The sequence below is a fragment of the Streptomyces sp. CB02056 genome, from assembly GCF_001905545.1.
Taxonomy (GTDB): Bacteria; Actinomycetota; Actinomycetes; order Streptomycetales; family Streptomycetaceae; genus Kitasatospora.
On record NZ_LIPD01000002.1, the window covers coordinates 580509 to 600752 of the forward strand.

Below are 20244 nucleotides of genomic sequence, written 5' to 3' on the forward strand. Positions count from 1 at the left end.
TATCGTCGTGGGTAGCCACAGGATCGAACTTCACTTTCGATCGTGCCGGTCAGACCCCCGTTCGGTGTTGGTAGCACTGGCGGGGGTTGTTTCGTTGGTGCGCACGCTACACGGGGGAACCGGCTGTGGTGTAGTCGTGACGATAAGTCATATGTGCTGCGTGCGGGGGTGGTTGGGAGGTAGTTACCTCACCGTTCCATTAAGGGGTCACTCGGCTCGTGTCACTTGAGCTTCGGTGGCGAAGGTGATGAAGGCGGACCAGGCCTCGGGGGAGAAGGTGAGGGTGGGGCCGGCCTTGTCCTTGGAGTCGCGGACGTGGATGGCGGAGGGGGAGGTGGCGACCTCGACGCACTCGCCACCGTCGTGGTTGCTGTAGCTAGAGCGATACCACGGTTTGGTGGCGTTCATAGTTGCTCCACTGTCTTTCGGATGAGCTGTGCTGACTCCCGCGTGTTCAGGGCCTGCGCGCGGATCATCGCGTGGCGTCGGCTGAGCCTACCTACGAGTCGTGGTTCGGAGTGGAGTGCGTTCGTCTCGTGCGTCTCAACATACGCATACTGCTCGTTGTTGATCGTCTCCAAGATCGTGAGCGATCCCGAGAGTCCGGACGGGGTGATTCGCCCGGTAGGCACGATCTGGATCCGAATGTTGTGAGAGTCCTCGAACTCAAGCAGCCGGTGGAGCTGCTCCTTCATGACCTCCCTGCCGCCGATGGAAGTGTGGAGGGCTGCTTCGTAGATGGTGAAGCTGAACAGTACCTCGGGGTCCGTGAGCCTCTCTTGTCGCTTGAGACGGATCGCCAGGCGGGTCTCGGCGGTGGCGCTGTCCACGGGCGGAATGGGCAGGCTGAGAAGCGTCCGGGCATAGTTCTCGGTCTGCAACAAGCCCGGGATGTGGAGGGCTTCGAAGAAGTAGAGGGCAACTGCCTCCTTCTCGATATCAAAGAAGACATCGCTGCGTGCGGGCCGTGGCTCTGGCATCAGGTAAGGGTTGGCCGCTGTCAGCATCCCCTGCGCGTCGCACAGTTCATCCGCAGCCTGAAGAACCTTGAGCGTCGGCCGCCGCCTCCCCGCCTCCATCGACCGAATGCTCTCGATGTCGTAGCTGGCTGCCTGACTCAACTGCTCCCGCGTCACGCCCGACCGTTGGCGCCACCGCTTGAGCTGGTCGCCGCAGTACTTCCACGACATCGGGTTCTCCTTCGGCGCGCTCACGGCCGGTACCCCTCCCTGCCCTGGTCACAGGGCGGTCAAGCTGTCGTTGTACATGCGGTGTAACTGCTGAGGCTATGCCTGGATGCCGACGATCGAAGGGTGAAATGGCCGAACTCAGCTCTCCCGAGTGACGCCGTCCGTACACACCCAAGGACCCTGATGCTCACTCAGCCCGTCGATGTCGTCGAGTGGATGTTCCCCCGACTCCCCCGCAGCGCCGGCCGTGCCCGTATCCGGTTCATCCGGCAGGCCTTCGAGTGGGAGGTGCCCATCGACTCCGCCGAGACCGGGCTGATCCTCCTCAGCGAACTCGTCACCAACGCCTGCCGCCACGCCCGTTCCCCGCGTGACCGGATGATCGGTGTCCGCGTTCTCCTCCCCACCGACTCCCTGCTCCGGATCGAGGTCTCGGACGCGAACTCCACCCTCCCGACCCCGTGCGAGGCCACCCCGGAGGACGAGTCCGGCCGGGGCCTCGAACTCGTCGCCGCCCTGGCCACCTCGTGGGGCGCCCACCTGCGCGGTGACGGCTACATCGGCAAGACGGTCTGGTGCGAACTCGCCCTTCCCACCCCGGCCAACCCGCACGGCTGAGCCCGCGACCTGCGGAGACGCGCAACTGGCGCTCCGCCGGAGCGCGTCCTGATCTTCGACGGCGTCGGCAACCGGCGCCCGAGAGGATCAGGAGACCTGTATGCGCCCGCTGCCCTGGCCGCCCGCCCCGATCAGGACCGAGCGGCTCGTACTCCGCGAGCCCGAGGCCCGGGACCGTGCGGCGTTCGTCGAGCTGCTGGCCTCGGCGGAGGTGAACACCTACCTCGGTGGCCCCAAGCCGCGGGACGAGATCGAGCGCGAGATGCCCGGGGCGCCCAGCCGGAGCCCCGGGGTCTTCGCCGTCGATCGCGACAGGGAGACGATCGGCCAGGTCCTGCTCCGCAAGGAGGCGGGGCGCCTCGGCCGGGTCGGTGAGCAGGCCGAACTCGGCTACCTGTTCCTGCCGCAGGCCTGGGGGCGTGGCTACGCCACCGAGGCGTGCGCGGCGGTCCTCGACTGGTTCACCGGCGTGCTGCCCGGCGAGCCGGTGGTGCTCGCCACCCAGACCGCCAACCTCCCCTCGATGCGCCTCGCCGCGAAGCTGGGCTTCGCCGAGGTGGAGCGCTTCGAGGCCTTCGGCGCCGACCAGTGGCTCGGCCGGAGGTCCCCGGAGCCGCACCGGGACTGACCGGCCCCGCCGCCGGTCCTGTCGCCGGCCGCGCGAGAAGTCGGGTGGGCCGACTTCTCGCGCTCAACCGCTTTGGTGGAGGTCAGTTCCACGGCTCCCGGTCCGGGTCCTCGCCCAGCACGTGAGCGGCGGCCGCACAGAGGTCCCGGCCGTACAGCTGGTTGCTGCCGTACCCGGAGCCCCACAGGTCGGTGGCGGCCCGGGCCACGGCGCGCCAACTGAACTCCTCGTCGACCCGCCAGGTGCGAACCTGCACGGCCATCTCCGTGGTGACCGTCGACGGGTCCACAAGGTTGGGTTTCATCTCAGCGGCTCCAGGTCGTGTCCGACGATTCCGGCCGGACCGTCGATCAGTCCTTCTCCTCGACCTCGACGGCCGCCCGGATGTCCAGCGTGCGCCGGGCCAGTTCCCCGGGCTTGCCGGCGCCCGTTTCGTCGACGACGATGCCGACGGTGTTGCCGTCCGCCCAGGCACAGGTGGCCAGGGACGCGGCCGGGGATTCGATCACCGCGCAGTCCAGCGCGCCGCCGAGGGGGCCGGCCGGGTAGTCCTGGCGCCCGACCACCACCGGGTCGTCCGACGGGGCGCCCGCCGTCTGCGTCTCCGTGCCGAAGTACTTGTCCAGCTCCCGCCGGACGTCCGGGAAGCTGCCGGTCAGCCCGATCACGGTCAGCGTGGTTTCGGTCGACCCGGCGGCGCCGTAGCCGGCCACCGTCAGCTCCCGGTACGGCCGCAGGGCCGTCATCTGCCGCTCGTAGTCGGCGCGCAGGGTCAGGACGCTGTCGTCGTCCGGGAGCCGCACCTGGTCGCCGATCCGGTCCGTGAGCACGATCCGGTGCCGCGTCGGGGCGCCGAACCCGGTCACCGCCGCGACCGTCACCGCGGTGAACAGGACGACGACCACGGCCCCCGCGATCAGGGCGTTGCGGGGCACCCGCCGGTACCAGGGCAGCGGAGCCACCGGCTCCAGGGTGTTCGCCCAGATCGCCCGGAGGCCGCTGGGCTCCTCGGCTCCCTGGTCACTCTCGGACCCGGTCGTATCGTCACTCTGCACGGGCCCGGATCCTACGGCAGCGCCCGCAAGCCCCGCCGGGGTTTTCGCGGCGCCGACGCCACCGGTGGCACCCGCATCCCCGACCTCACGGGACGGAACACCCGGGGCCGTCGCGGGTGGCGCGGCCAGCCGCCGGCCGCGCGAGAAGTCGGCCCGACCGACTTCTCGCGCCGGTCGGGGGCCTCGGCGAGTGAGGTCTGTTCACTTGCACAGAAAGGCCCCACAGCCCGCGAAGGGGGGATCACAGATGCTGTTGAACTTCAGGGTCGCGAACCACCGCTCGATCAGAGACGAGCAATCCCTACAGCTGAACCCGGTCTACGACGCGGACAACTTCCGGCTCGAAGAGGCGGCGCGCGGGGAACCGTCCTGGTACGTGGTGGACCTGCTGATCGACGGGATCCGCTACACCTACGGGTTCAGCGTGGACGACGACCGGGTGGTCGACGAATGGCTGCACAGCTTCCCCCACGGCAGGAAGCGCAAGATCTTCGAGCGTTCGGTCGACGGGCTGGAGATCGGTGACCCGCAGCACCGGCGAGAGCTGGAGCTGGTCGAGAACATCACCGAGCCCGACGTCCTCTTCATGTCCCTCGCGGCACGCTCCCGGCAGGACGGCTTCCGCCCGGTGTACGACTGGTTCGCCCGAAGCCTCCAGTTCAGCCGGCGAATGCAGGGCCCTGGCCGCATCGGTACAGCGCGGATCCTCGAAAACCCGGACCAGCACCCTGAGTTCGTCGCGCTCCTGCGTGCCGCAGACCTCGGGATCGCGGAATGCGGCACGGAGCGCGTGCTGCTCGACGAGGAAGAGCTGCGGTACGCGCATTCCGTCGTGGCGGCTGGAGGAACTCGAAAAGCACGGACTGCGTGAGGTCATGCGCCCCTGGATAGGCCATCGCGGGCGCGACGGGATCGTCAGGATGGACGTTTCCGAGGAGTCCGAGGGCACCCAGGCCCTGCTGCGGCAGGCACCTCTCTTCATGGGGGCGCTCCGTCGGGGTGGCACCTTCGTGGTGGACGAGATCGATTCGAGCCTCCACCCGATCCTGACAGCGCGCCTGATCGGGCTGTTCCAGGATTCCGCGACCAACCCGAACGGTGCCCAGCTGATCTTCACCTCGCACGATGCCAGCCTGCTCGGCCGAACCGACGGCGAGGACGTCCTGCGGCGGGACCAAGTCTGGTTCGTGGAGAAGAACGAGCACGGCGAGACGGAGCTGTTCGCCCTCGCCGACTTCAAGCCGCGCCAGGAGGAGAATCGCGAGCGGCGGTACCTCGGCGGGAGTTACGGCGGCGTGCCGTACATCGGCGACGATTTTGCCAGCGCCGTGGCGGCGCGGGGGGACGATGATGGCAAGGGCGGCGAAGCCGAGCGGACGCAAGCATCCCTGTTTTGACACGTCACGGGCCTGATGCGCAGGAAGTCGGCCGGGTCGACTTCCTGCGCGCGCGCCCCTGGCAGCTCCCGCACGCCTCTACCTCCTGGTGCGGTGCCGCGCCAGAGTGATTGCCGACCGTTGCACCCGACCGAAGGGGAAGCCACGATGGGTGAGCACGAGAAGCCGCCGCCGGACCCCGGGCAGGGAACGCCCCCGCCCGGCAACGCCGATGGCGAGGTCCCGCCCCAGCCGCCGTCCGACGGAAAGCACCGCAAGTAGTGGCCGCTGACGACGACTTGGCCGGGTGCCGGACGCGCCTGGACTCGGCGATGGAGCGGGGCGGGGCGTGGCCGGTCGACTCGCCATGGCTACGCGACGCCTTCGCCGTGCTGCCGCGTGACCGGTTCGCGCCGGACCGGTTGTGGCGGTGGGACGGTCGGGCCTACGTGCCGGTCGACCGCGCGGTGGATCCGGCCGGTTGGGCGGACGAGCTGTACTCCGGGGTCTACTCGGCGGCCGTCACCCAGCTCGACGGCGGCCGGCCGTCCTCGTCGCTGTCCGCGCCCTCCGTGGTGGCGGACATGCTGGACAGCCTCCGCGTGGAACCGGGGCACCGGGTGTGGGACCTCGGCACCGGCCAGGGCTGGACGGCGGCACTGGCCGCCTGGCGGGCCGGGCCCGGCCTGGTGGTCGGCACCGAAGTCGACGAGCGCTTGGTCGCGTTCGCCCGCACCCGGCTCGCGGCCGCCGGCCTCGACGCCGAGGTGACGGCGGGCGACGGCACCGACGGCGGGGTGCCGGGGGGTGGCCAGGTCGACCGGCTGCACGCCACCTACGCCGTCGAGACCGTCCCCTGGTCCTGGGTGAAGGCGGTACGACCGGGCGGACGGATCGTCTACCCCTGGGGCCGGCTCGGACACATCGCCCTCACCGTCGCCGACGACGGACAGTCCGCCACCGGCTGGGTCCAGGGCCTGGCCCAGTTCATGGGCGACCGGCACGCTCCGGCCCAGCCGGACGGTGGGCCCGCCGCCTATGCGCAGGTGCGCGGTGACACCGAACCCGAGACCAGCAGGGCGTTGAACCGCGACCCGGTCGGCCTGGAGGACTGGCACCTCCGGTTCGCGCTGCGCGTCGCCGTCCCGGACGCCGTGCTGCTCACCGCCCGGGATGCCGACGGCACCAACGTCTGGATCCACGACGGCCACGGTCATGGGCCACCCTCGTCGCACGGAGCGACGGTGAGCTGCCGCAGCTCCTCCAGGGCGGGCCGCGCCGCCTCGGCGACGAGGTGCTGGCCGCCTGGTCCCAGTGGGAGGCGTTGGGCCGCCCCGACCTGTACGACTACGGCATCACCGTCACCCCTGACTCCCAGTGGGCCTGGCAGGGCGCCCCGGACACCGGCCCGAGATGGCCCATCGTCGGCCTGCACCCGGCCGCGCGGTGACCGTGCGACCTGCCAAGGAAGCCCACGGCGCTCACGCCCGGGGCGGCCGCCGCGTCGCGCTGGTCGGGCCGCCCCCTCGGGCAACGGAGCCGCGCTGAACGACGTTCTCCGGCGGTTCGGGCAGGACGAGGGCTTCGCGGCGGATGTGGCGTCCGCTCGCGCCGAGTTCGCCGTGCTCGCCGTGTTCGCCGACGACGCGGCCAGGGCCGCCGTCACCGCCGCTGACCCTCTCTCCACCTGAGGGCCTGCGCGAGAAGTCGGACCGGCCGACTTCTCGCGCTTCGGGGCGCGTCGATGACGCCTTCAGGAGATCGAGAAGCCCATCTGGTTGACCACCGGCGTCATCGGCACGTACAGCACCTGCGCATAGCAGGTCGTCTGGTGCGCCGTCGATCCGGGCGGGCAGGCGACCTCCGAGCGGGCGGCGACGATCACGCCGCGGGCCTCCATGTCGCCGTTCGGGCCGGACGGGTTCGCCAGTGCGGGGCCGCCGCTGTCGCCCTTCGCGGCGACCGCCCGGCGGTCGCCGCCCTTCGACTCCGCGATGTCCACCGGCTTGATCTTGGTGCCCTCGTCGTTCGTCGTCTCCACGTCGACCCGCTTGACCTGCACGTCGCACCTCCACCCCGACTGGGCGCCGCTCAGGCAGATCAGGTCCCCGACGTTGTTCCGCCCGGCGCCGTACGTGTGCCGGGACGAGCCGCCGTTGTCCGACCAGGAGCCGTCGTAGAACCGGCCGCCGCCGTTCCCGTTGACCGCGATCATGCCGACGTCCAGGCCGTTGCCGACCGCGGCCAGGTCGCCGATGTAGCTGCCGGTGCCGTTGTAGTACCGGCCGCCGCCGCAGTGCGCGGCGGTCAGCACCACCTTCGTCCCGCCCTTCCAGCCGCTGAACGCCGTCGAGCAGAACGACGCCTTTCCGGTGTTCACCTCGGCGCCCGCGTAGTACGGCGCGCTGTCGGAGTGCCGGTTGCCGGACAGCGCCACCGGTGTCTCCTCGACGCCGGCCGACACCGGCATCCCGGCGATCTCGGCGGCCCGCGAGGAGTACGCCTGCACGGTCGCGTCGCCGCCGGTCAGCTGCTTCGCCGGCGCCGGCGCGTACGTGATCGCGATGGCGGTGCCGTCCTCCTGCGGGCCGATCGACGTCCACGCGTCCCGCGCCACCGCGGCCGTGAACCGGTCGATCGCGGCGCGCATCTCCGCGCGGGAGTACGGGCTCGGATGGACGTCGACGGTGTAGCCGGGGCCGACGTCCGCGGCGTTCGCGTCCAGCAGGGAACGGACCTGGGCCGGGGTCTCGCCCTTCCAGTAGATGTCGGCGTGCTGGTTCGCCGCGTCGATCACCGTCCCGGCGTAGCCGGCCGCCGCCGGATCCCGGGACTCCACCCACTCCTGCACCGGGTCCGTCATGTGGTGGAGCAACTGCTGGGCCTTCGGATCGCGGAGCACCGGCAGGGTCACCGACAGGTAGGGCTCGTCCTTCACGACGTCGGCGGCCATCAGGGCGGAGGCGACCACGGTGGTCAGGGCCAGGGACAGCACGAGGCTTGAGCGGCGCACGAGCGGGTCCTTCCGGTGGGCCGATGGGGTCGACACTCAGCGTAGGGAGGAATGAACGGTCCGCTACGGTCCGGAAGTCGAGGGCGGGCCGCCGATGGTTGCACGGCCGAGGAGACGCGCCCCCGGGAGGGGCGTGACGGCCTCCCGGGGGCGCGTGGGGCGGGCGGTCAGGCGTTCTGCGCCCCGGACCCCGCGACTGCCGCGAGGAGACCGTTCCTGCGGGGTGAGGACGCGTCAACGGCCTTCGCCGCGTGAGAAGTCGGACCGGCCGACTTCTCATGCCCGCCGGTCGGTACCATCGACGCGTGAACCTGTACTGGCACGTCGTGCTGCCACCGCTCAGCGCCTGATCGGGCGCGCGCTTCGGTGGCTTGACCCCCCCACGACCCCGGCTCGGCCCGACAGTGGCCGCCGTGGGTCGGCGGCGTGCGCCCGTTCTCGGAAACCCGTTCCCCTGACGGTCTTCGACGACGGAAGTTCACGACTGTGCCGAATCGTTTGTCCTCACCTGCCCGCACCCTCCCCACGGCCCCCCGCCGCGCCCGCCGTACCCGCCCGCGTGGCGGCGTGGCGCCGATCCTGACCGCCGCCGTGCTCTGGGGCACCACCGGGACGGCCAGTTCGCTGGCACCCGCGGGCGCCCCGGCCGCGGGAATCGGAGCCGCCGGGCTGGTCCTCGGCGGGCTGCTCCTCTTCCTCACCGACCGCACCGCCCGCGTACTGCCCCGGAAGTGCGGGCCGCACGAGCGGTGGCTGCTCGCGGCCGGCGCCATCGCGGTCGCCGGATACCCGGTGACCTTCTACCCGGCGGTGAGCCGTACCGGCGTGGCCGTCGCCACCGTCATCGCGCTCGGCAGCGCGCCCGTGTTCACCGGACTGCTCGGCTGGCTCACCCGACAGGGACGGCCCGGTGGACGCTGGGCCGGGGCCACCGCGCTGGCCGTACTCGGCTGCGCCCTCCTGGTGCTCGGCCCCGAACTCGCGGGAGGCAGCGCGACGGTGGACCTGCCGGGCGTGCTCCTGGCCGCGCTCTCGGGACTCTCGTACGCCGTCTACTCGCTGATCGGCGGGCGGCTGATCGCCGGCGGACACCCCTCCGGCGGGGTGATGGGCGCGATGTTCGGCGGCGGAGCGCTGATCGTCCTCCCGGTGCTGCTGTGCGGCCCCACGGGCTGGCTGCTCACGCCGCGCGGGGCAGGCGTGGTGCTGCACCTCGCGGTGATCACCACCTTCCTCGCCTACTGGCTCTTCGGCCACGGCCTGCGCCACACCACCGCCCAGACCGCCACCACCCTGACCCTCGCCGAACCCGCCGTCGCCGCAGTACTCGGCGTAGCCGCCCTCGGCGAACGCCTGCCCACCGCCTCCTGGTACGGCCTCGCCATCCTCGCCGGAGGCCTGGCCTTCCTGGCCCTCCCAGCCCGCCGGTAGCGGCCCCGGGGGTGCTCGCACTGCAGGAACCCTGCCAAGGGGGCAACTGCGCGATGTGGCCGGGCACTTTCCCCGGCTGCTGTCCCGGATCGCCTGTGGGGGCGCAGGTCTGTCGGTGAACTGACCGATGCCGTCCGCGCGCTGAGGTTCGTCGTCCGTGCCGTTCCTACTCGACCTGCCCGGGGCGCCGCACATGGTCCGCAAGGCCGAGTCGCCGTCGCGGGCTCGCCGTCGTGGCCGGAGGGCTGGCCTTCCTGATGCTCCCGGCTCGGCGGTAGGGGCCTCGGCCCGCGCGAGAAGTCGGACCGGCCGACTTCTCGCGCGAGGGTCCGGGTCACTCGCCGTGCAGGAACTCTGCTGAGGGGAGAGCCGCCCGATGCGACGGGGGCTCCGGTCGGCACGGCGTGAGCTGTCGGCCGCAGCCCGGCTTACAGGCGGCCGCGCGGAGGGCCGTCCATGCGGGCTGGTCGGTCGAGGCCTCGCCGTCCTGGCCTTCCTGGCGCTCCCGGCTCGGCGGAAGGAGCGTTGGTCTGCGCGAGAAGTCGGACCGGCCGACTTCTCACGCGAGGACCCCGGTTCGCTCGCGGTGCGGGAACTCTGCGGAGGGCGGTTTCCGGGGTCAGCTGGGGAGAACCGCGTGATGCGAAGGGGGCTCCGGCCGACCGCGTTCCCCTGTTGCTGTCCCGGATCGCCTACGGGGACGAGGGCGCGGCCCGCAGGTCTGTCGGTGAACTGGCCGATGCCGTCTGCGCGCTGGGGTTCGTTGTCGGCGAGGCGACGGCTCCCACGGTGCCGTTCCTGCTCGGACTGGTCGGGGTGCCGCATGTGGTCGGCAACGGCGAGTTGTCGGAGGCGGTCGCGAGGTGGGCTGGTCGGTTGCGGGCTCGCCGTCCTCGCCGGAGGGTCGGCTTTCCTGATGCTCCCGGCTTTCCGGTTGGTGCGTCGGCCCGCGCGAGAAGTCGGACCGGCCGACTTCTCGCGCGAGGGCCCCGGTTCGCTCGCGGTGGGGGAAGGCTGCTGGGGCGGTGTTCGGGGGCCGCCGGGGTGAGCTGCGGGATGCGAAGGGGGATCCGGGCGGCGAGCTGTCGGCCGCAGCCCGGTTTGGAGGCGGCCGTGAGGAGGGCCGTTCAGGCGGGCTGGTCGGTCGTGGGCTTGCTGTCCTGGCTGGAGGGTTGGCCTTCCTGGTGCTTCCGGGGTGGCGGTAGGAGTGTTGGTCTGCGCGAGAAGTCGGACCGGCCGACTTCTCGCGTGATGACCTCGGGGTACTCGTGGCGCAGGAAGTCTGCGGAGGGCGATTTTCGCGGTCCGCAGGGGTGAGCTGCGGGACGCGACGGGGGATCGGGGCGGCGAGCTGTCGGCCGCAGCCTGGCTTGGAGGCGGCCGCGCGGAGGGCTGTCCTGGTGGGCCGGTCGGTTGCGGGCTCGCTGCCCTGGCCGGGTGCGGCCTTCCTGGTGCTCCCGGGTCGGCGGTAGGGAGTGCTGGGCTGCGTGAGAAGTCGGACCGGCCGACTTCTCACGCGAGGGCCCTGGGCCGCTCGTGGTGGGGGAGGTTGCGGAGGGTGGTTCTCGGGGTTCGTTGGGGTGAGTTGCGCGATGTGGCGGGGGCTTTGGCCGGGCGCGTTCTCCTGTTGCCGTCCCGGATCGGCTGTGGGGAGGAGGGGGCGGCCCGCAGGGCTGTTGGTGAACTGGCCGATGTCGTCTGCGCGCTGGGGTTCGTTGTCGGCGAGGCGACGGCTCCCACGGTGCCGTTCCTGCTCGAACTGGTCGGGCGTCGCACGTGGTCTGCGAGGGCGAGTTGCCGTCGTGGGCTCGCTGACCTGGCCGGGGGTTGGCCTTCTTGGTGCTTCCGGGGTAGCGATAGGGAGTGTTGGTCTGCGCGAGAAGTCGGACCGGCCGACTTCTCGCGCGAGGGCCTCGGGGCACTCGTGGTGGGGGGAGGGAGGGATGCTCCGCCGTTTCCGGAGGCGTGACCGGGGACCGGTGGTCGCGGGGTGGTCCTCAGGTGTCGAGGGTGATGGCGGGCGTCCCGGAGTTCCGGGTGAGGAAGTGCAGCAGCTCGGCGAAGCCGCGCGCGTCGTCGAGGGCCTTGTGGGTGTGCCGCACGCCGCCGAGCCAGTGCGGGGGCAGCGCCGGTGCCGGGAGGTCCGCGGGCGGTCGGCCGGTCAGTGCCGCCGTGTACGAGCGCAGGCACAGGGCCGGGCCGTGGAAGAGGAGATCCTGCTCGTAGGGGCCCTGGTGCAGTCCGAAGGAGGTGAACCGGCGCAGGTAGTAGTCGATCCAGGTTCCGTCGAACGACAGGGGTGCCGCGGCGAACGCCCGCCGGCCGGGCAGGGACCGGACCCACTCGACGTACCCGGTCATGACGTCGGTGACGGGCTCCGGGTTCGTCGTCGCGGCCTCCCAGGCGCCCGGCTCGGAGTCGAACCACTCCTTCGTGCGCGGGTTCGGGGCCGATCCGGGAAGCGGTTCGAGGACGGCTTCGAACTCGCCGAAGGTCCGGCCGTCCATGGTCGTGGCCACGGACGCGAAGGACCGCATCGAGTTCGGTCCCGGCCACGGGCCGTCCACCTCGATGTCGGTCACCACGTAGGTCCAGTCGCTGAGTTCGGTCATGCGGCCGACGGTACCGCCACGGCCTCCTCCGTCGGTGCGGGTTCACGTGAAGCGGTTGCCTCCGGTGGTCCCGTTTGATGGGCTGGTCGGATGGGACACACGGGGCAGGAGAGCCGGACGGCGAGGTACGACCGGATCGGCGTCGGGTACCGGCAGGTCCGTCGGCCCGATCCGCGGCTGCACGCGTTGATCGGGTCGGCGCTGCGGGGAGCGCGCACGGTGGTCAACGTCGGTGCGGGGGCGGGGTCATACGAGCCGGAGGACGCCGAGGTCACGGCCGTCGACCCGTCGCAGGTCATGCTCGACCAGCATCCGGGGGAGCGGAAGGTCAAGGCCTCGGCCGAGCAACTGCCCTTCGAGGACGGTGCGTTCGACGCGGCGATGGCCGTCCTGACCGTCCACCACTGGTCGGACCCGCGGCGCGGGCTGGCCGAGCTGCGGCGGGTCGCGCGGCGGCAGGCGGTGTTCACCTGGGATCCGGCGCACCGGCCGCAGCTGTGGCTGCTGGAGGACTACCTGCCGGAGATCAGGGAGTTGGAGGACTCCCGCTTCACGCCGCTGGAGCAGGTGGTGGAGGCCCTGGACGCGCACACCGTGCTGCCCTTCCCCGTCCCCTGGGACTTCACCGACGGCTTCCAGATCGCCCACTGGCGGCGGCCCGAGCACTACCTGGACCCGGTGGTCCGGCAGGCCAGTTCGACCTTCGCGCAGCTGCCGCCGGAGGTGGTCGAGCCGGCCGTCGAGCGGCTGCGGGCCGACCTCGCCTCGGGGGCGTGGCACCGGCGGTACGCCGACCTGCTCGACCGGGACAGCATGGACTACGGCTACCGCCTGGTCCTCGCCGGCGAGCGGCCGGCCGGGTAGGCGTTCTCGGCGGCTGCCGCCACACAGGAAGTCGGACCGGCCGACTTCCTGTGCAGTGCGGCTGGTTGACCGAGGGCCGTGAACGGAGCGCAGGACTCGCAGGTGCCGATCCCGGGGGTACGAGGACGGCCCCTCGGTGCCGGGTGAAGGCCTGCTGGAGCGCGGTGGCTGTCAGGTCGTCGAGGGGGAGCCGACTTCCGGCGGCTAGGGTTGGGGCCATCGATCGATGCGCGGGGGCCAAGTCGATTGCCGTAGAGGGATCCTGGCGTCCCCGTCCGCTGCCGAAGGGGCCGCCGTCATGCCGGATTCCGCCACGCCCAGCCCGCCCAGCACACCCAGCCCGCTCGACCTGCTCGTCCGCTACCGGCGGGCGATGCTCGACCTGGACGCGGACGCGCTGGCAGAGCTGTACGCCGAGGACGGGGTGCACGAGTTCCCGTTCCTGTTCCCCGGGATGCCGGAGCGGTACCGGGGGCGGGAGGAGATCCGGGCCGGCTACCGCGCCGCCTGGGGTGCGAGTGCGGCGCGGCCGCGGGAGATCCGGGAGGTGGCCGTCCATCCGGGGGCCGACCCCGAGGTGCTGACCGTCGAGCAGCAGGTGGTCGGGACGCTCGCCACCACCGGGGAGCCGTTCACCGTGCCGGGCCTGCTGGTGATGCGCGCCCGGGACGGCCTGCTGGTGCACGTGCGGGACTACATGGACGGCCTGGGCGTGGCCCACGCGATGGGCCGGCTGGGTGCCGTCGCCGCGCGGCTGGGGGCCGGGGCGGCCGGCAAGTAAGAGGGGGCGGAGTGGGAAGTCGGACCGGCCGACTTCCCACTCCGTGAGCGGCCCGGTCAGAGGGCGAAGTGGGCGGCGATGCCGTCGAGGACGCAGTCGAGGCCGGTTTCGAACTGCCAGTCGGGGTCGTCCTTGCGGGTGGCCGCGTGGAGGTAGCGCTGGTAGTTGGGGTAGCGGCCGGTGCCCATCAGCCAGGTCATCCGGGGGGCGAGGCCGGCCCGGGTCTGGTCGCCGTCGGACCAGCCGCGCTCGCGGCGCAGGGTGTTCAGGGTGACCTCGGTGGTGACCGAGCCGTGGACGTAGCCGGTGACGGTGCGGAACACCGCCATGGTGGTGTCGGCGTCCAGGCCGTGTTCGGCCAGGGCGGCGAACGCGTGCTCGGGGACGGCGAGTTGGTTCGGGCTGAGCGAGAACGGGGTGGCCGCCCGGACGGTCCACGGGTGGGCCAGGTGCATGGCCCGCAGGTGGAGGGCGAGGGCGCGCATGGTCTCCCGCCAGTCCTTGGCGGGGGCGGCGTCCAGGGGGAGTCGGCCGTAGACGAAGTCGACCATCAGCTCGATGAGTTCGTCCTTGCCGGAGACGTACCGGTAGGCGGCCATCGGGGCGACGCCGAGTTCGGCGGCCAGTCGGCGCATGGTGACGGCGTCCAGGCCCTCGGCGTCGGCGACGGCGACGGCGGCCTCGGCGATCCGCTGCGGGGTCAGGGTGGTGCGCGGGGCGGGGGCCGGGCGGTCCAGGCGCTCCCAGAGTGACGCCGGGGGCCTGTCGTCGCCGGCGGGGGTGTCCCCGGTGGGGGCCTGCTGAGCGGGCATGGGGGCGGGCTCCTTCCGACTGGGGGTCGGTCCCACCGTAGCACCCTCCTGTGTACGGCGTATCGGCAGTGGACGCCGTACACGTCGATGTGTACGTTGTATTCGAGACGGATACGCCGTACACACCAGCCATCCCGGAGGGGGACTCCCATGTCCACGGAGCAGAAGTCCAGCGAGCAGAAGTCCAGCGAGCGGACGTCCAGCGAGCAGGCGTCCAGCGAGCAGAACCTGAAGGTCGCCGTCCTCGTCGGCAGCACCCGCGACGGCCGCTTCGGCCCGGTGGTCGCCGACTGGCTGCTCGGCCACCTCGAAGCGCGCGGCGACCTGACCGCCGACCGGATCGACCTGGTGGAGACCCCGCTGCCCGTCACCTTCCCGTCCTTCGGCGGCGAGCTCTCCCCGGACGACGCCGCGCTGCTGGCCGCCGTGTCGCCCCGGCTGGAGGCGGCCGACGCCTTCGTGATCGTCACGCCCGAGTACAACCACAGCTTCCCGGCCCCGCTGAAGAACGCCATCGACTGGCACAACCGGCAGTGGCACGGCAAGCCGGTCGGCTTCGTCTCGTACGGCGGCCTGTCCGGCGGCCTGCGGGCGGTCGAGCAGCTGCGGGTGGTGATGGCCGAGCTGAACGCCGCCACGATCCGCAACACGGTCAGCTTCCACGGCGCCTCGCAGTGCTTCGACGCCGAGGGCAAGGCGATCGACCCGGCCGCCGACACCGCCGCCAAGACCATGCTCGACCAGCTCACCTGGTGGGCGCAGGCGCTGCGGGACGCCCGCCGGGCCCGCCCGTTCGCGGCCTGAGCCGGGGAAGGGGGCGGACGGCATGGCCACGGAACAGAGCGGGGGCCAGAACAAGGAGCAGGCCGACGAGCGGCCCAAGCCGCCGCTGCTCGGCGTCGTCGGACTGATGCTCGGCATCTTCCTCTCGGCCCTCGACGGCCAGATCATCGGCACCGCGCTGCCGACCATCGTCGGCGACCTCGGCGGGCTGGAGCACCTCTCCTGGGCGGTCACCGCCTACCTGCTGACCTCCGCCGCCGCCACCCCGCTCTGGGGCCGGCTCGGCGACCTGTACGGGCGCAAGGGCGCCTACCAGTGGGCGGTGGTGGTGTTCCTGGCCGGCTCGGTGCTGGCCGGACTCGCCCAGGACATGGGGCAGTTGATCGCCTTCCGGGGCCTCCAGGGGATCGGCGCGGGCGGGCTGATGGTCGGTGCGCTCTCGGTGATCGGGGTGCTCGTCCCCGCCTCCGACCGGGCGCGGGTGCAGTCGGTGGTCGGCGTGCTGATGCCGATCGCCTTCGTCGGCGGACCGCTGCTCGGCGGCTTCCTCACCGAACGGCTGAGCTGGCGCTGGGCCTTCTACGTCAACCTGCCGGTCGGGCTGGTCGCGCTGCTCGCGGTCGGCGTCGGGGTGCGGCTGCGGACGGAGCGGGTGCGCGCCCCGTTCGACTGGGCCGGGGTCGCCCTGCTGACCACCGGCATCCTCGCGCTCACCCTGGTGAGCAGCTGGGGCGGCACCGCCTACTCCTGGACCTCCCCGGTGCTCCTCGGCACGGCGCTCGTCGCGGTGGTCGCGCTGGGCTGGTTCGCCCGGACCGAACTGCGCGCCCCCGGGCCGCTGATCCCGCCCGCGCTGTTCCGCGACCGCAACTTCACGGTGGCGCAGGTGCTCGGCTTCCTCACCGGCGCGGTGATGATCGCCCTGGTCGGCTACCTGCCGCTCTACCTGCAGCTGGCCCGGGGCGCCTCGCCCACCGCCGGCGGGCTGCTCCTGCTGCCGCTGATGCTCGGCATGATGGGCACCCAGCTGGTGACGGCGCGGCTGATGGGCCGGCCCGGCGGCGAGCGGCGCTACCCGCTGCTGGGCGGCGCGGTCACCCTGGCCGGCGGCGCGCTGCTGCTGCTCCTGCGCACCGACACCCCGATCGCCGTGGCCTCGGCCCTCACGGCCGTCGCCGGGATCGGCCTCGGCCTGGTGATGCAGAGCACCCTGCTGACCTCGATGGGGGCCGTCCGCCCGCAGGACATGGGCGCGGCGATGGGCGTGGTGACGCTGCTGCGGAGCATCGGCGGCTCGCTCGGCATGGCGGCGCTCGGCGCGGTCTACACGGCGCGGCTCACCGACTCCCTCACGGAGCACCTAGGGGCTGCCGAGGCCGGCCGGCTCACCGGCGGAGGGCTGACCCCGGCCTCCCTCGACGGCCTCCCGGCCGAGGTTCGCGACGCCGTCGGGGCGGCGGTCACCGGCGGCCTGCACGGCACGGTCGTGGGCGGGGTGCTGCTGGCGGCCGCGGCGACGGCCCTCGCCTGCCTGGTCCGCCCGCGGCAGGGAGCGGCCAGGGAGATCAAGCCGCCGAAGCCCGAGCCCGAGCCGACGAAGCCAGACCCGGAGCCGGAGCCGGCCGACACCCCCGCGAAGGCGGCCACGGCCGGGTGATCCGGAGAACGCGCAGGCCCCCGGGCGGAACGGGGGACCGCCCGGGGGCCTGCGGAAAAGCCGGTCAGCTCAGCACTCGATGACGTTGACGGCGAGCCCGCCGCGCGAGGTCTCCTTGTACTTGATCTTCATGTCGGCCCCGGTCTCCTTCATCGTCTTGATCGCCTTGTCCAGCGAGACGTGGTGCCGTCCGTCGCCGCGCAGCGCCATCCGGGCCGCGGTGACGGCCTTGACGGAGGCCATGCCGTTGCGCTCGATGCAGGGGATCTGGACCAGGCCGCCGACCGGGTCGCAGGTGAGGCCGAGGTTGTGCTCGATGCCGATCTCGGCGGCGTTCTCGACCTGCTCGGGGGTGCCGCCGAGGACCTCGGCGAGGCCGCCCGCGGCCATCGAGCAGGCGGAGCCGACCTCGCCCTGGCAGCCGACCTCGGCGCCGGAGATGGAGGCGTTCTCCTTGAAGAGCATGCCGATGGCGCCGGCGGCGAGCAGGAAGCGGACGATGCCGTCGTCGTCGGCGCCCGGGATGAAGTTCAGGTAGTAGTGCAGGACGGCCGGGATGATCCCGGCGGCGCCGTTGGTCGGCGCGGTGACGACCCGGCGGCCGGAGGCGTTCTCCTCGTTCACGGCCATCGCGTAGAGGGTCACCCACTCCATCGCGTTGGCCGGCCCGATGCCCTCGGCGCGCAGCGCGCGGGCACCCGAGGCGGCCCGGCGGCGGACCTTCAGCCCGCCCGGCAGGATGCCCTCGCGGGACATGCCGGCCCGCACGCACTCCTGCATCACGGACCAGATCTCCAGCAGACCGGTCCGGATCTCCTCCTCGCTGCGCCAGGCCTTCTCGTTCTCCAGCATCAGGCCGGAGATCGACAGGCCGGTCTCCCGGCTGAGCCGCAGCAGCTCGTCACCGGTGCGGAAGGGGTACTTCAGCACGGTGTCGTCGGGCTTGACCCGGTCCGCGCCGATCGCGTCCTCGTCCACCACGAAGCCGCCGCCGACCGAGTAGTAGGTCTTCTCCAGCAGGGTCGAGCCGTCCGCCGCGTACGCCCACAGGGTCATCCCGTTGGCGTGGTACGGCAGCGAGCGGCGGCGGTGCAGGATCAGCTGGGTGTCCGGGTCGAAGTCGATCGGGTGCTCGCCGAGCAGGTTGATCCGCTTCTCGGCGAGGATCCGCTCGACGTCCTTGTCGGCCTGGTCGACGTCGACGGTGCGGGGCGAGGCGTTCTCCAGGCCGAGCAGGACGGCCTTCGGGGTGCCGTGGCCGTGGCCGGTGGCGCCGAGCGAGCCGTACAGCTCGGCCCGTACGCCCGTCACCCGGTCCAGCAGGTCCTCGGTGCGCAGTCGGCGGGCGAACATCCGGGCGGCGCGCATCGGGCCCACGGTGTGGGAGCTCGACGGGCCGATGCCGATGGAGAAGAGGTCGAAGACGCTGATGGCCACGGGGGACGTCCTTGTCTGGTCTCGTGGAAGGACTTGCGGGCAGGGAGGGGCCGACACGGGACGGGGCACCGCGCGCACTTCCAGTGTGCGCGGTGCCCCGGGGTGCCTGGTACGCCGGAGGGGTGAGGCCGGTCACCCCGCCCGAACGATCACCGGAGTGATCAGAGGTTCGGGTAGAGCGGGTACTTCGCGGCCAGGGCGGAGACCCGGGCCTTCAGCGCGTCGGCGACGGTCTCGTCGAAGGCGGGCTTGAGCGCCTCGGCGATGATGTCGGCGACCTCGCGGAAGTCCTCGGCCTGGAAGCCGCGGGTGGCCAGGGCCGGGGTGCCGATGCGCAGGCCCGAGGTGACCATCGGCGGGCGCGGGTCGTTCGGGATGGCGTTGCGGTTGACGGTGATGCCGACCTCGTGCAGCCGGTCCTCGGCCTGCTGGCCGTCGAGCTGGCTGTTGCGCAGGTCGACCAGGACCAGGTGGACGTCGGTGCCGCCGGAGAGCACGCTGGCGCCGGCCTCGGCCACGTCGGCCTGGAGCAGGCGCTCGGCGAGGATGCGGGCGCCGTCCAGGGTGCGCTGCTGGCGCTCCTTGAACTCCTCGGAGGCCGCGACCTTGAAGGCGACCGCCTTGCCGGCGATCACGTGCTCCAGCGGGCCGCCCTGCTGGCCGGGGAAGACCGCGGAGTTGATCTTCTTGGCGAACTCGGCCTTGGACAGGATGACGCCGCCGCGCGGGCCGCCCAGGGTCTTGTGGGTCGTGGTGGTGACCACGTCCGCGTAGGGCACCGGGTTCGGGTGCAGCCCGGCGGCCACCAGGCCGGCGAAGTGCGCCATGTCCACCATGAGCAGCGCGCCGACCTCGTCGGCGATCCGGCGGAACGCGGCGAAGTCGAGCTGGCGCGGGTAGGCGGACCAGCCGGCGATGATCAGCTTCGGCTGGTGCTCCTTGGCGAGGCGCTCGACCTCGGCCATGTCGACCTGGCCGGTCTTCTCGTCCACGTGGTACGCGGCCACGTTGTAGAGCTTGCCGGAGAAGTTGATCTTCATGCCGTGGGTCAGGTGACCGCCGTGGGCCAGGCTCAGGCCCAGGATGGTGTCGCCCGGCTGGATCAGCGCGAACATCGCGGCGGCGTTGGCCTGCGCGCCGGAGTGCGGCTGGACGTTGGCGTGCTCGGCCCCGAACAGGGCCTTGATGCGGTCGATCGCGATCTGCTCGACCACGTCGACGTGCTCGCAGCCACCGTAGTAGCGGCGGCCGGGGTAGCCCTCCGCGTACTTGTTGGTGAGCACCGAGCCCTGGGCCTCCATGACCGCCACCGGGGCGAAGTTCTCGGAGGCGATCATCTCCAGGGTGGTCTGCTGGCGGTGCAGCTCGGCGTCGACCGCGGCGGCGATCTCCGGGTCGAGGGCGTGCAGGGACTGGTTGAGAACAGTCATGGTGTGGTCTTCCCGGGAGGAGGAGGGAAAGGGGCCAGGGCGGGACGGACCGCGGTGCGGCGGCCCGTCCCGTCGGGGGCTCAGCCCTGGGGGTTGGTGAGCGCGTCGTACTCGTCGGCGCTGAGCAGCTCGTCGGTGGCCTCGACGCGCACCTTGAACAGCCAGCCGCCCTCGAAGGGGTCGCTGTTGACGAGGGCGTTGTTGTCCAGGACGTCCGGGTTGACCTCGGTGACCTCGCCGGTCACCGGGGAGAACAGGTCGCTGACCGACTTGGTGGACTCCAGCTCGCCACAGGTCTCGCCGGCGGTCACGGTCTCGCCGACCTCGGGCAGCTGCACGTAGACGATGTCACCGAGCGCGTCCGCGGCGTGCTTGGTGATACCGATCGTGGAGACACCGTCCACGGCGGCCGTCAGCCACTCGTGCTCCTTGGTGTACTGAAGGTGCTGGGGGTTGCTCATGGCGTCATTCTCCAGGATGGGAAGCGGGTACGACGAAGCGGGCCGCCGCGCGGACGGCTGCGACGTGCGCGTATGGGAAAACGGGGGGCGTGCGAG

General features: G+C 72.0%; 20 protein-coding genes. 10 read left to right on the forward strand and 10 right to left on the reverse strand.

All coding sequences use genetic code 11. The features are described from left to right. Positions 1-207 precede the first annotated feature (207 nt). Together AMK13_RS06570 and AMK13_RS06575 are read right to left on the reverse strand one after the other, a co-directional pair. Positions 208-408, reverse strand: a complete 201-nt coding sequence (locus tag AMK13_RS06570) for a DUF397 domain-containing protein (protein ID WP_074001475.1) — start codon at positions 406-408, stop codon at positions 208-210. Next, the gene (locus tag AMK13_RS06575) at positions 405-1214 is read right to left on the reverse strand and encodes a helix-turn-helix domain-containing protein (RefSeq protein ID WP_241852767.1); all 810 of its coding nucleotides are present in this window, start codon (positions 1212-1214) and stop codon (positions 405-407) included. Before AMK13_RS06575 ends, AMK13_RS06570 begins: the two co-directional genes overlap by 4 nt. A 159-nt stretch (positions 1215-1373) precedes the next feature. Here AMK13_RS06575 and AMK13_RS06580 point away from each other — a divergent pair, with 159 nt between their 5' ends. Further along, a complete protein-coding gene (locus AMK13_RS06580) occupies positions 1374-1808 on the forward strand; it encodes an ATP-binding protein (RefSeq protein WP_241852768.1) in 435 nt (144 codons plus the stop codon). Between the two features lie 100 nt (positions 1809-1908). After that, entirely contained in the window at positions 1909-2436 is a 528-nt protein-coding gene (locus tag AMK13_RS06585; protein ID WP_074001477.1) for a GNAT family N-acetyltransferase, read from the forward strand. 82 nt (positions 2437-2518) lie between these two features. Here the strand turns inward: AMK13_RS06585 and AMK13_RS06590 are convergent, their stop codons facing one another. Together AMK13_RS06590 and AMK13_RS06595 are read right to left on the reverse strand one after the other, a co-directional pair. Then, on the reverse strand, positions 2519-2740 hold the full coding sequence (locus AMK13_RS06590; RefSeq protein ID WP_074001478.1) for a hypothetical protein: 222 nt from the start codon (positions 2738-2740) through the stop codon (positions 2519-2521). 46 nt (positions 2741-2786) lie between these two features. Beyond that, positions 2787-3491: a hypothetical protein gene (locus tag AMK13_RS06595; protein WP_074001479.1), complete on the reverse strand. Its 705-nt coding sequence runs from the start codon at positions 3489-3491 to the stop codon at positions 2787-2789. A gap of 247 nt (positions 3492-3738) precedes the next feature. Here AMK13_RS06595 and AMK13_RS44575 point away from each other — a divergent pair, with 247 nt between their 5' ends. From AMK13_RS44575 to AMK13_RS06605, 3 genes are all read left to right on the forward strand, one after another. Then, positions 3739-4362: an AAA family ATPase gene (locus AMK13_RS44575; RefSeq protein ID WP_241852769.1), complete on the forward strand. Its 624-nt coding sequence runs from the start codon at positions 3739-3741 to the stop codon at positions 4360-4362. Between the two features lie 49 nt (positions 4363-4411). Beyond that, positions 4412-4888: an AAA family ATPase gene (locus AMK13_RS44580; protein WP_241852770.1), complete on the forward strand. Its 477-nt coding sequence runs from the start codon at positions 4412-4414 to the stop codon at positions 4886-4888. A 260-nt stretch (positions 4889-5148) separates the two neighbouring features. Next, positions 5149-6558 carry a methyltransferase domain-containing protein gene (locus AMK13_RS06605; RefSeq protein ID WP_241852771.1) on the forward strand — a complete coding sequence of 470 codons (1410 nt, stop codon included), beginning with the start codon at positions 5149-5151 and terminating at the stop codon, positions 6556-6558. Positions 6559-6620: 62 nt separating this feature from the next. Here the strand turns inward: AMK13_RS06605 and AMK13_RS06610 are convergent, their stop codons facing one another. After that, positions 6621-7880 (reverse strand): hypothetical protein, encoded by a 1260-nt coding sequence (locus AMK13_RS06610; protein WP_049649075.1) that lies wholly within the window; start codon positions 7878-7880, stop codon positions 6621-6623. Between the two features lie 567 nt (positions 7881-8447). Between AMK13_RS06610 and AMK13_RS06615 the strand changes: the two genes are divergently transcribed. Then, positions 8448-9311, forward strand: coding sequence for a DMT family transporter (locus tag AMK13_RS06615; protein ID WP_241852772.1), 864 nt, complete (start codon positions 8448-8450; stop codon positions 9309-9311). Between the two features lie 1997 nt (positions 9312-11308). Here the strand turns inward: AMK13_RS06615 and AMK13_RS06625 are convergent. Continuing rightward, positions 11309-11923 (reverse strand): hypothetical protein, encoded by a 615-nt coding sequence (locus tag AMK13_RS06625; RefSeq protein WP_074001482.1) that lies wholly within the window; start codon positions 11921-11923, stop codon positions 11309-11311. A 90-nt stretch (positions 11924-12013) separates the two neighbouring features. Between AMK13_RS06625 and AMK13_RS06630 the strand changes: the two genes are divergently transcribed. Together AMK13_RS06630 and AMK13_RS06635 are read left to right on the forward strand one after the other, a co-directional pair. Further along, entirely contained in the window at positions 12014-12787 is a 774-nt protein-coding gene (locus tag AMK13_RS06630; RefSeq protein WP_049649083.1) for a class I SAM-dependent methyltransferase, read from the forward strand. 298 nt (positions 12788-13085) lie between these two features. Continuing rightward, positions 13086-13568, forward strand: a complete 483-nt coding sequence (locus tag AMK13_RS06635) for a nuclear transport factor 2 family protein (RefSeq protein ID WP_074001483.1) — start codon at positions 13086-13088, stop codon at positions 13566-13568. 56 nt (positions 13569-13624) lie between these two features. Here the strand turns inward: AMK13_RS06635 and AMK13_RS06640 are convergent, their stop codons facing one another. Next, positions 13625-14380, reverse strand: coding sequence for a TetR/AcrR family transcriptional regulator (locus AMK13_RS06640; protein WP_074001484.1), 756 nt, complete (start codon positions 14378-14380; stop codon positions 13625-13627). Between the two features lie 150 nt (positions 14381-14530). Between AMK13_RS06640 and AMK13_RS06645 the strand changes: the two genes are divergently transcribed. Next, the gene (locus tag AMK13_RS06645) at positions 14531-15184 is read left to right on the forward strand and encodes an NADPH-dependent FMN reductase (RefSeq protein WP_079271894.1); all 654 of its coding nucleotides are present in this window, start codon (positions 14531-14533) and stop codon (positions 15182-15184) included. A gap of 22 nt (positions 15185-15206) precedes the next feature. Next, on the forward strand, positions 15207-16820 hold the full coding sequence (locus tag AMK13_RS06650; protein ID WP_074001485.1) for an MDR family MFS transporter: 1614 nt from the start codon (positions 15207-15209) through the stop codon (positions 16818-16820). A 69-nt stretch (positions 16821-16889) separates the two neighbouring features. On the opposite strand, the gene AMK13_RS06655 is transcribed toward AMK13_RS06650, so the two are convergent. The 3 genes from AMK13_RS06655 to gcvH form a co-directional block, all read right to left on the reverse strand. Further along, positions 16890-18257: an L-serine ammonia-lyase gene (locus AMK13_RS06655; RefSeq protein ID WP_074001486.1), complete on the reverse strand. Its 1368-nt coding sequence runs from the start codon at positions 18255-18257 to the stop codon at positions 16890-16892. Between the two features lie 161 nt (positions 18258-18418). Next, on the reverse strand, positions 18419-19687 hold the full coding sequence (gene glyA, locus AMK13_RS06660) for a serine hydroxymethyltransferase (RefSeq protein ID WP_049649095.1): 1269 nt from the start codon (positions 19685-19687) through the stop codon (positions 18419-18421). Positions 19688-19767: 80 nt separating this feature from the next. Further along, a complete protein-coding gene (gene gcvH, locus AMK13_RS06665; protein ID WP_049649096.1) occupies positions 19768-20148 on the reverse strand; it encodes a glycine cleavage system protein GcvH in 381 nt (126 codons plus the stop codon). Positions 20149-20244 lie beyond the last annotated feature (96 nt).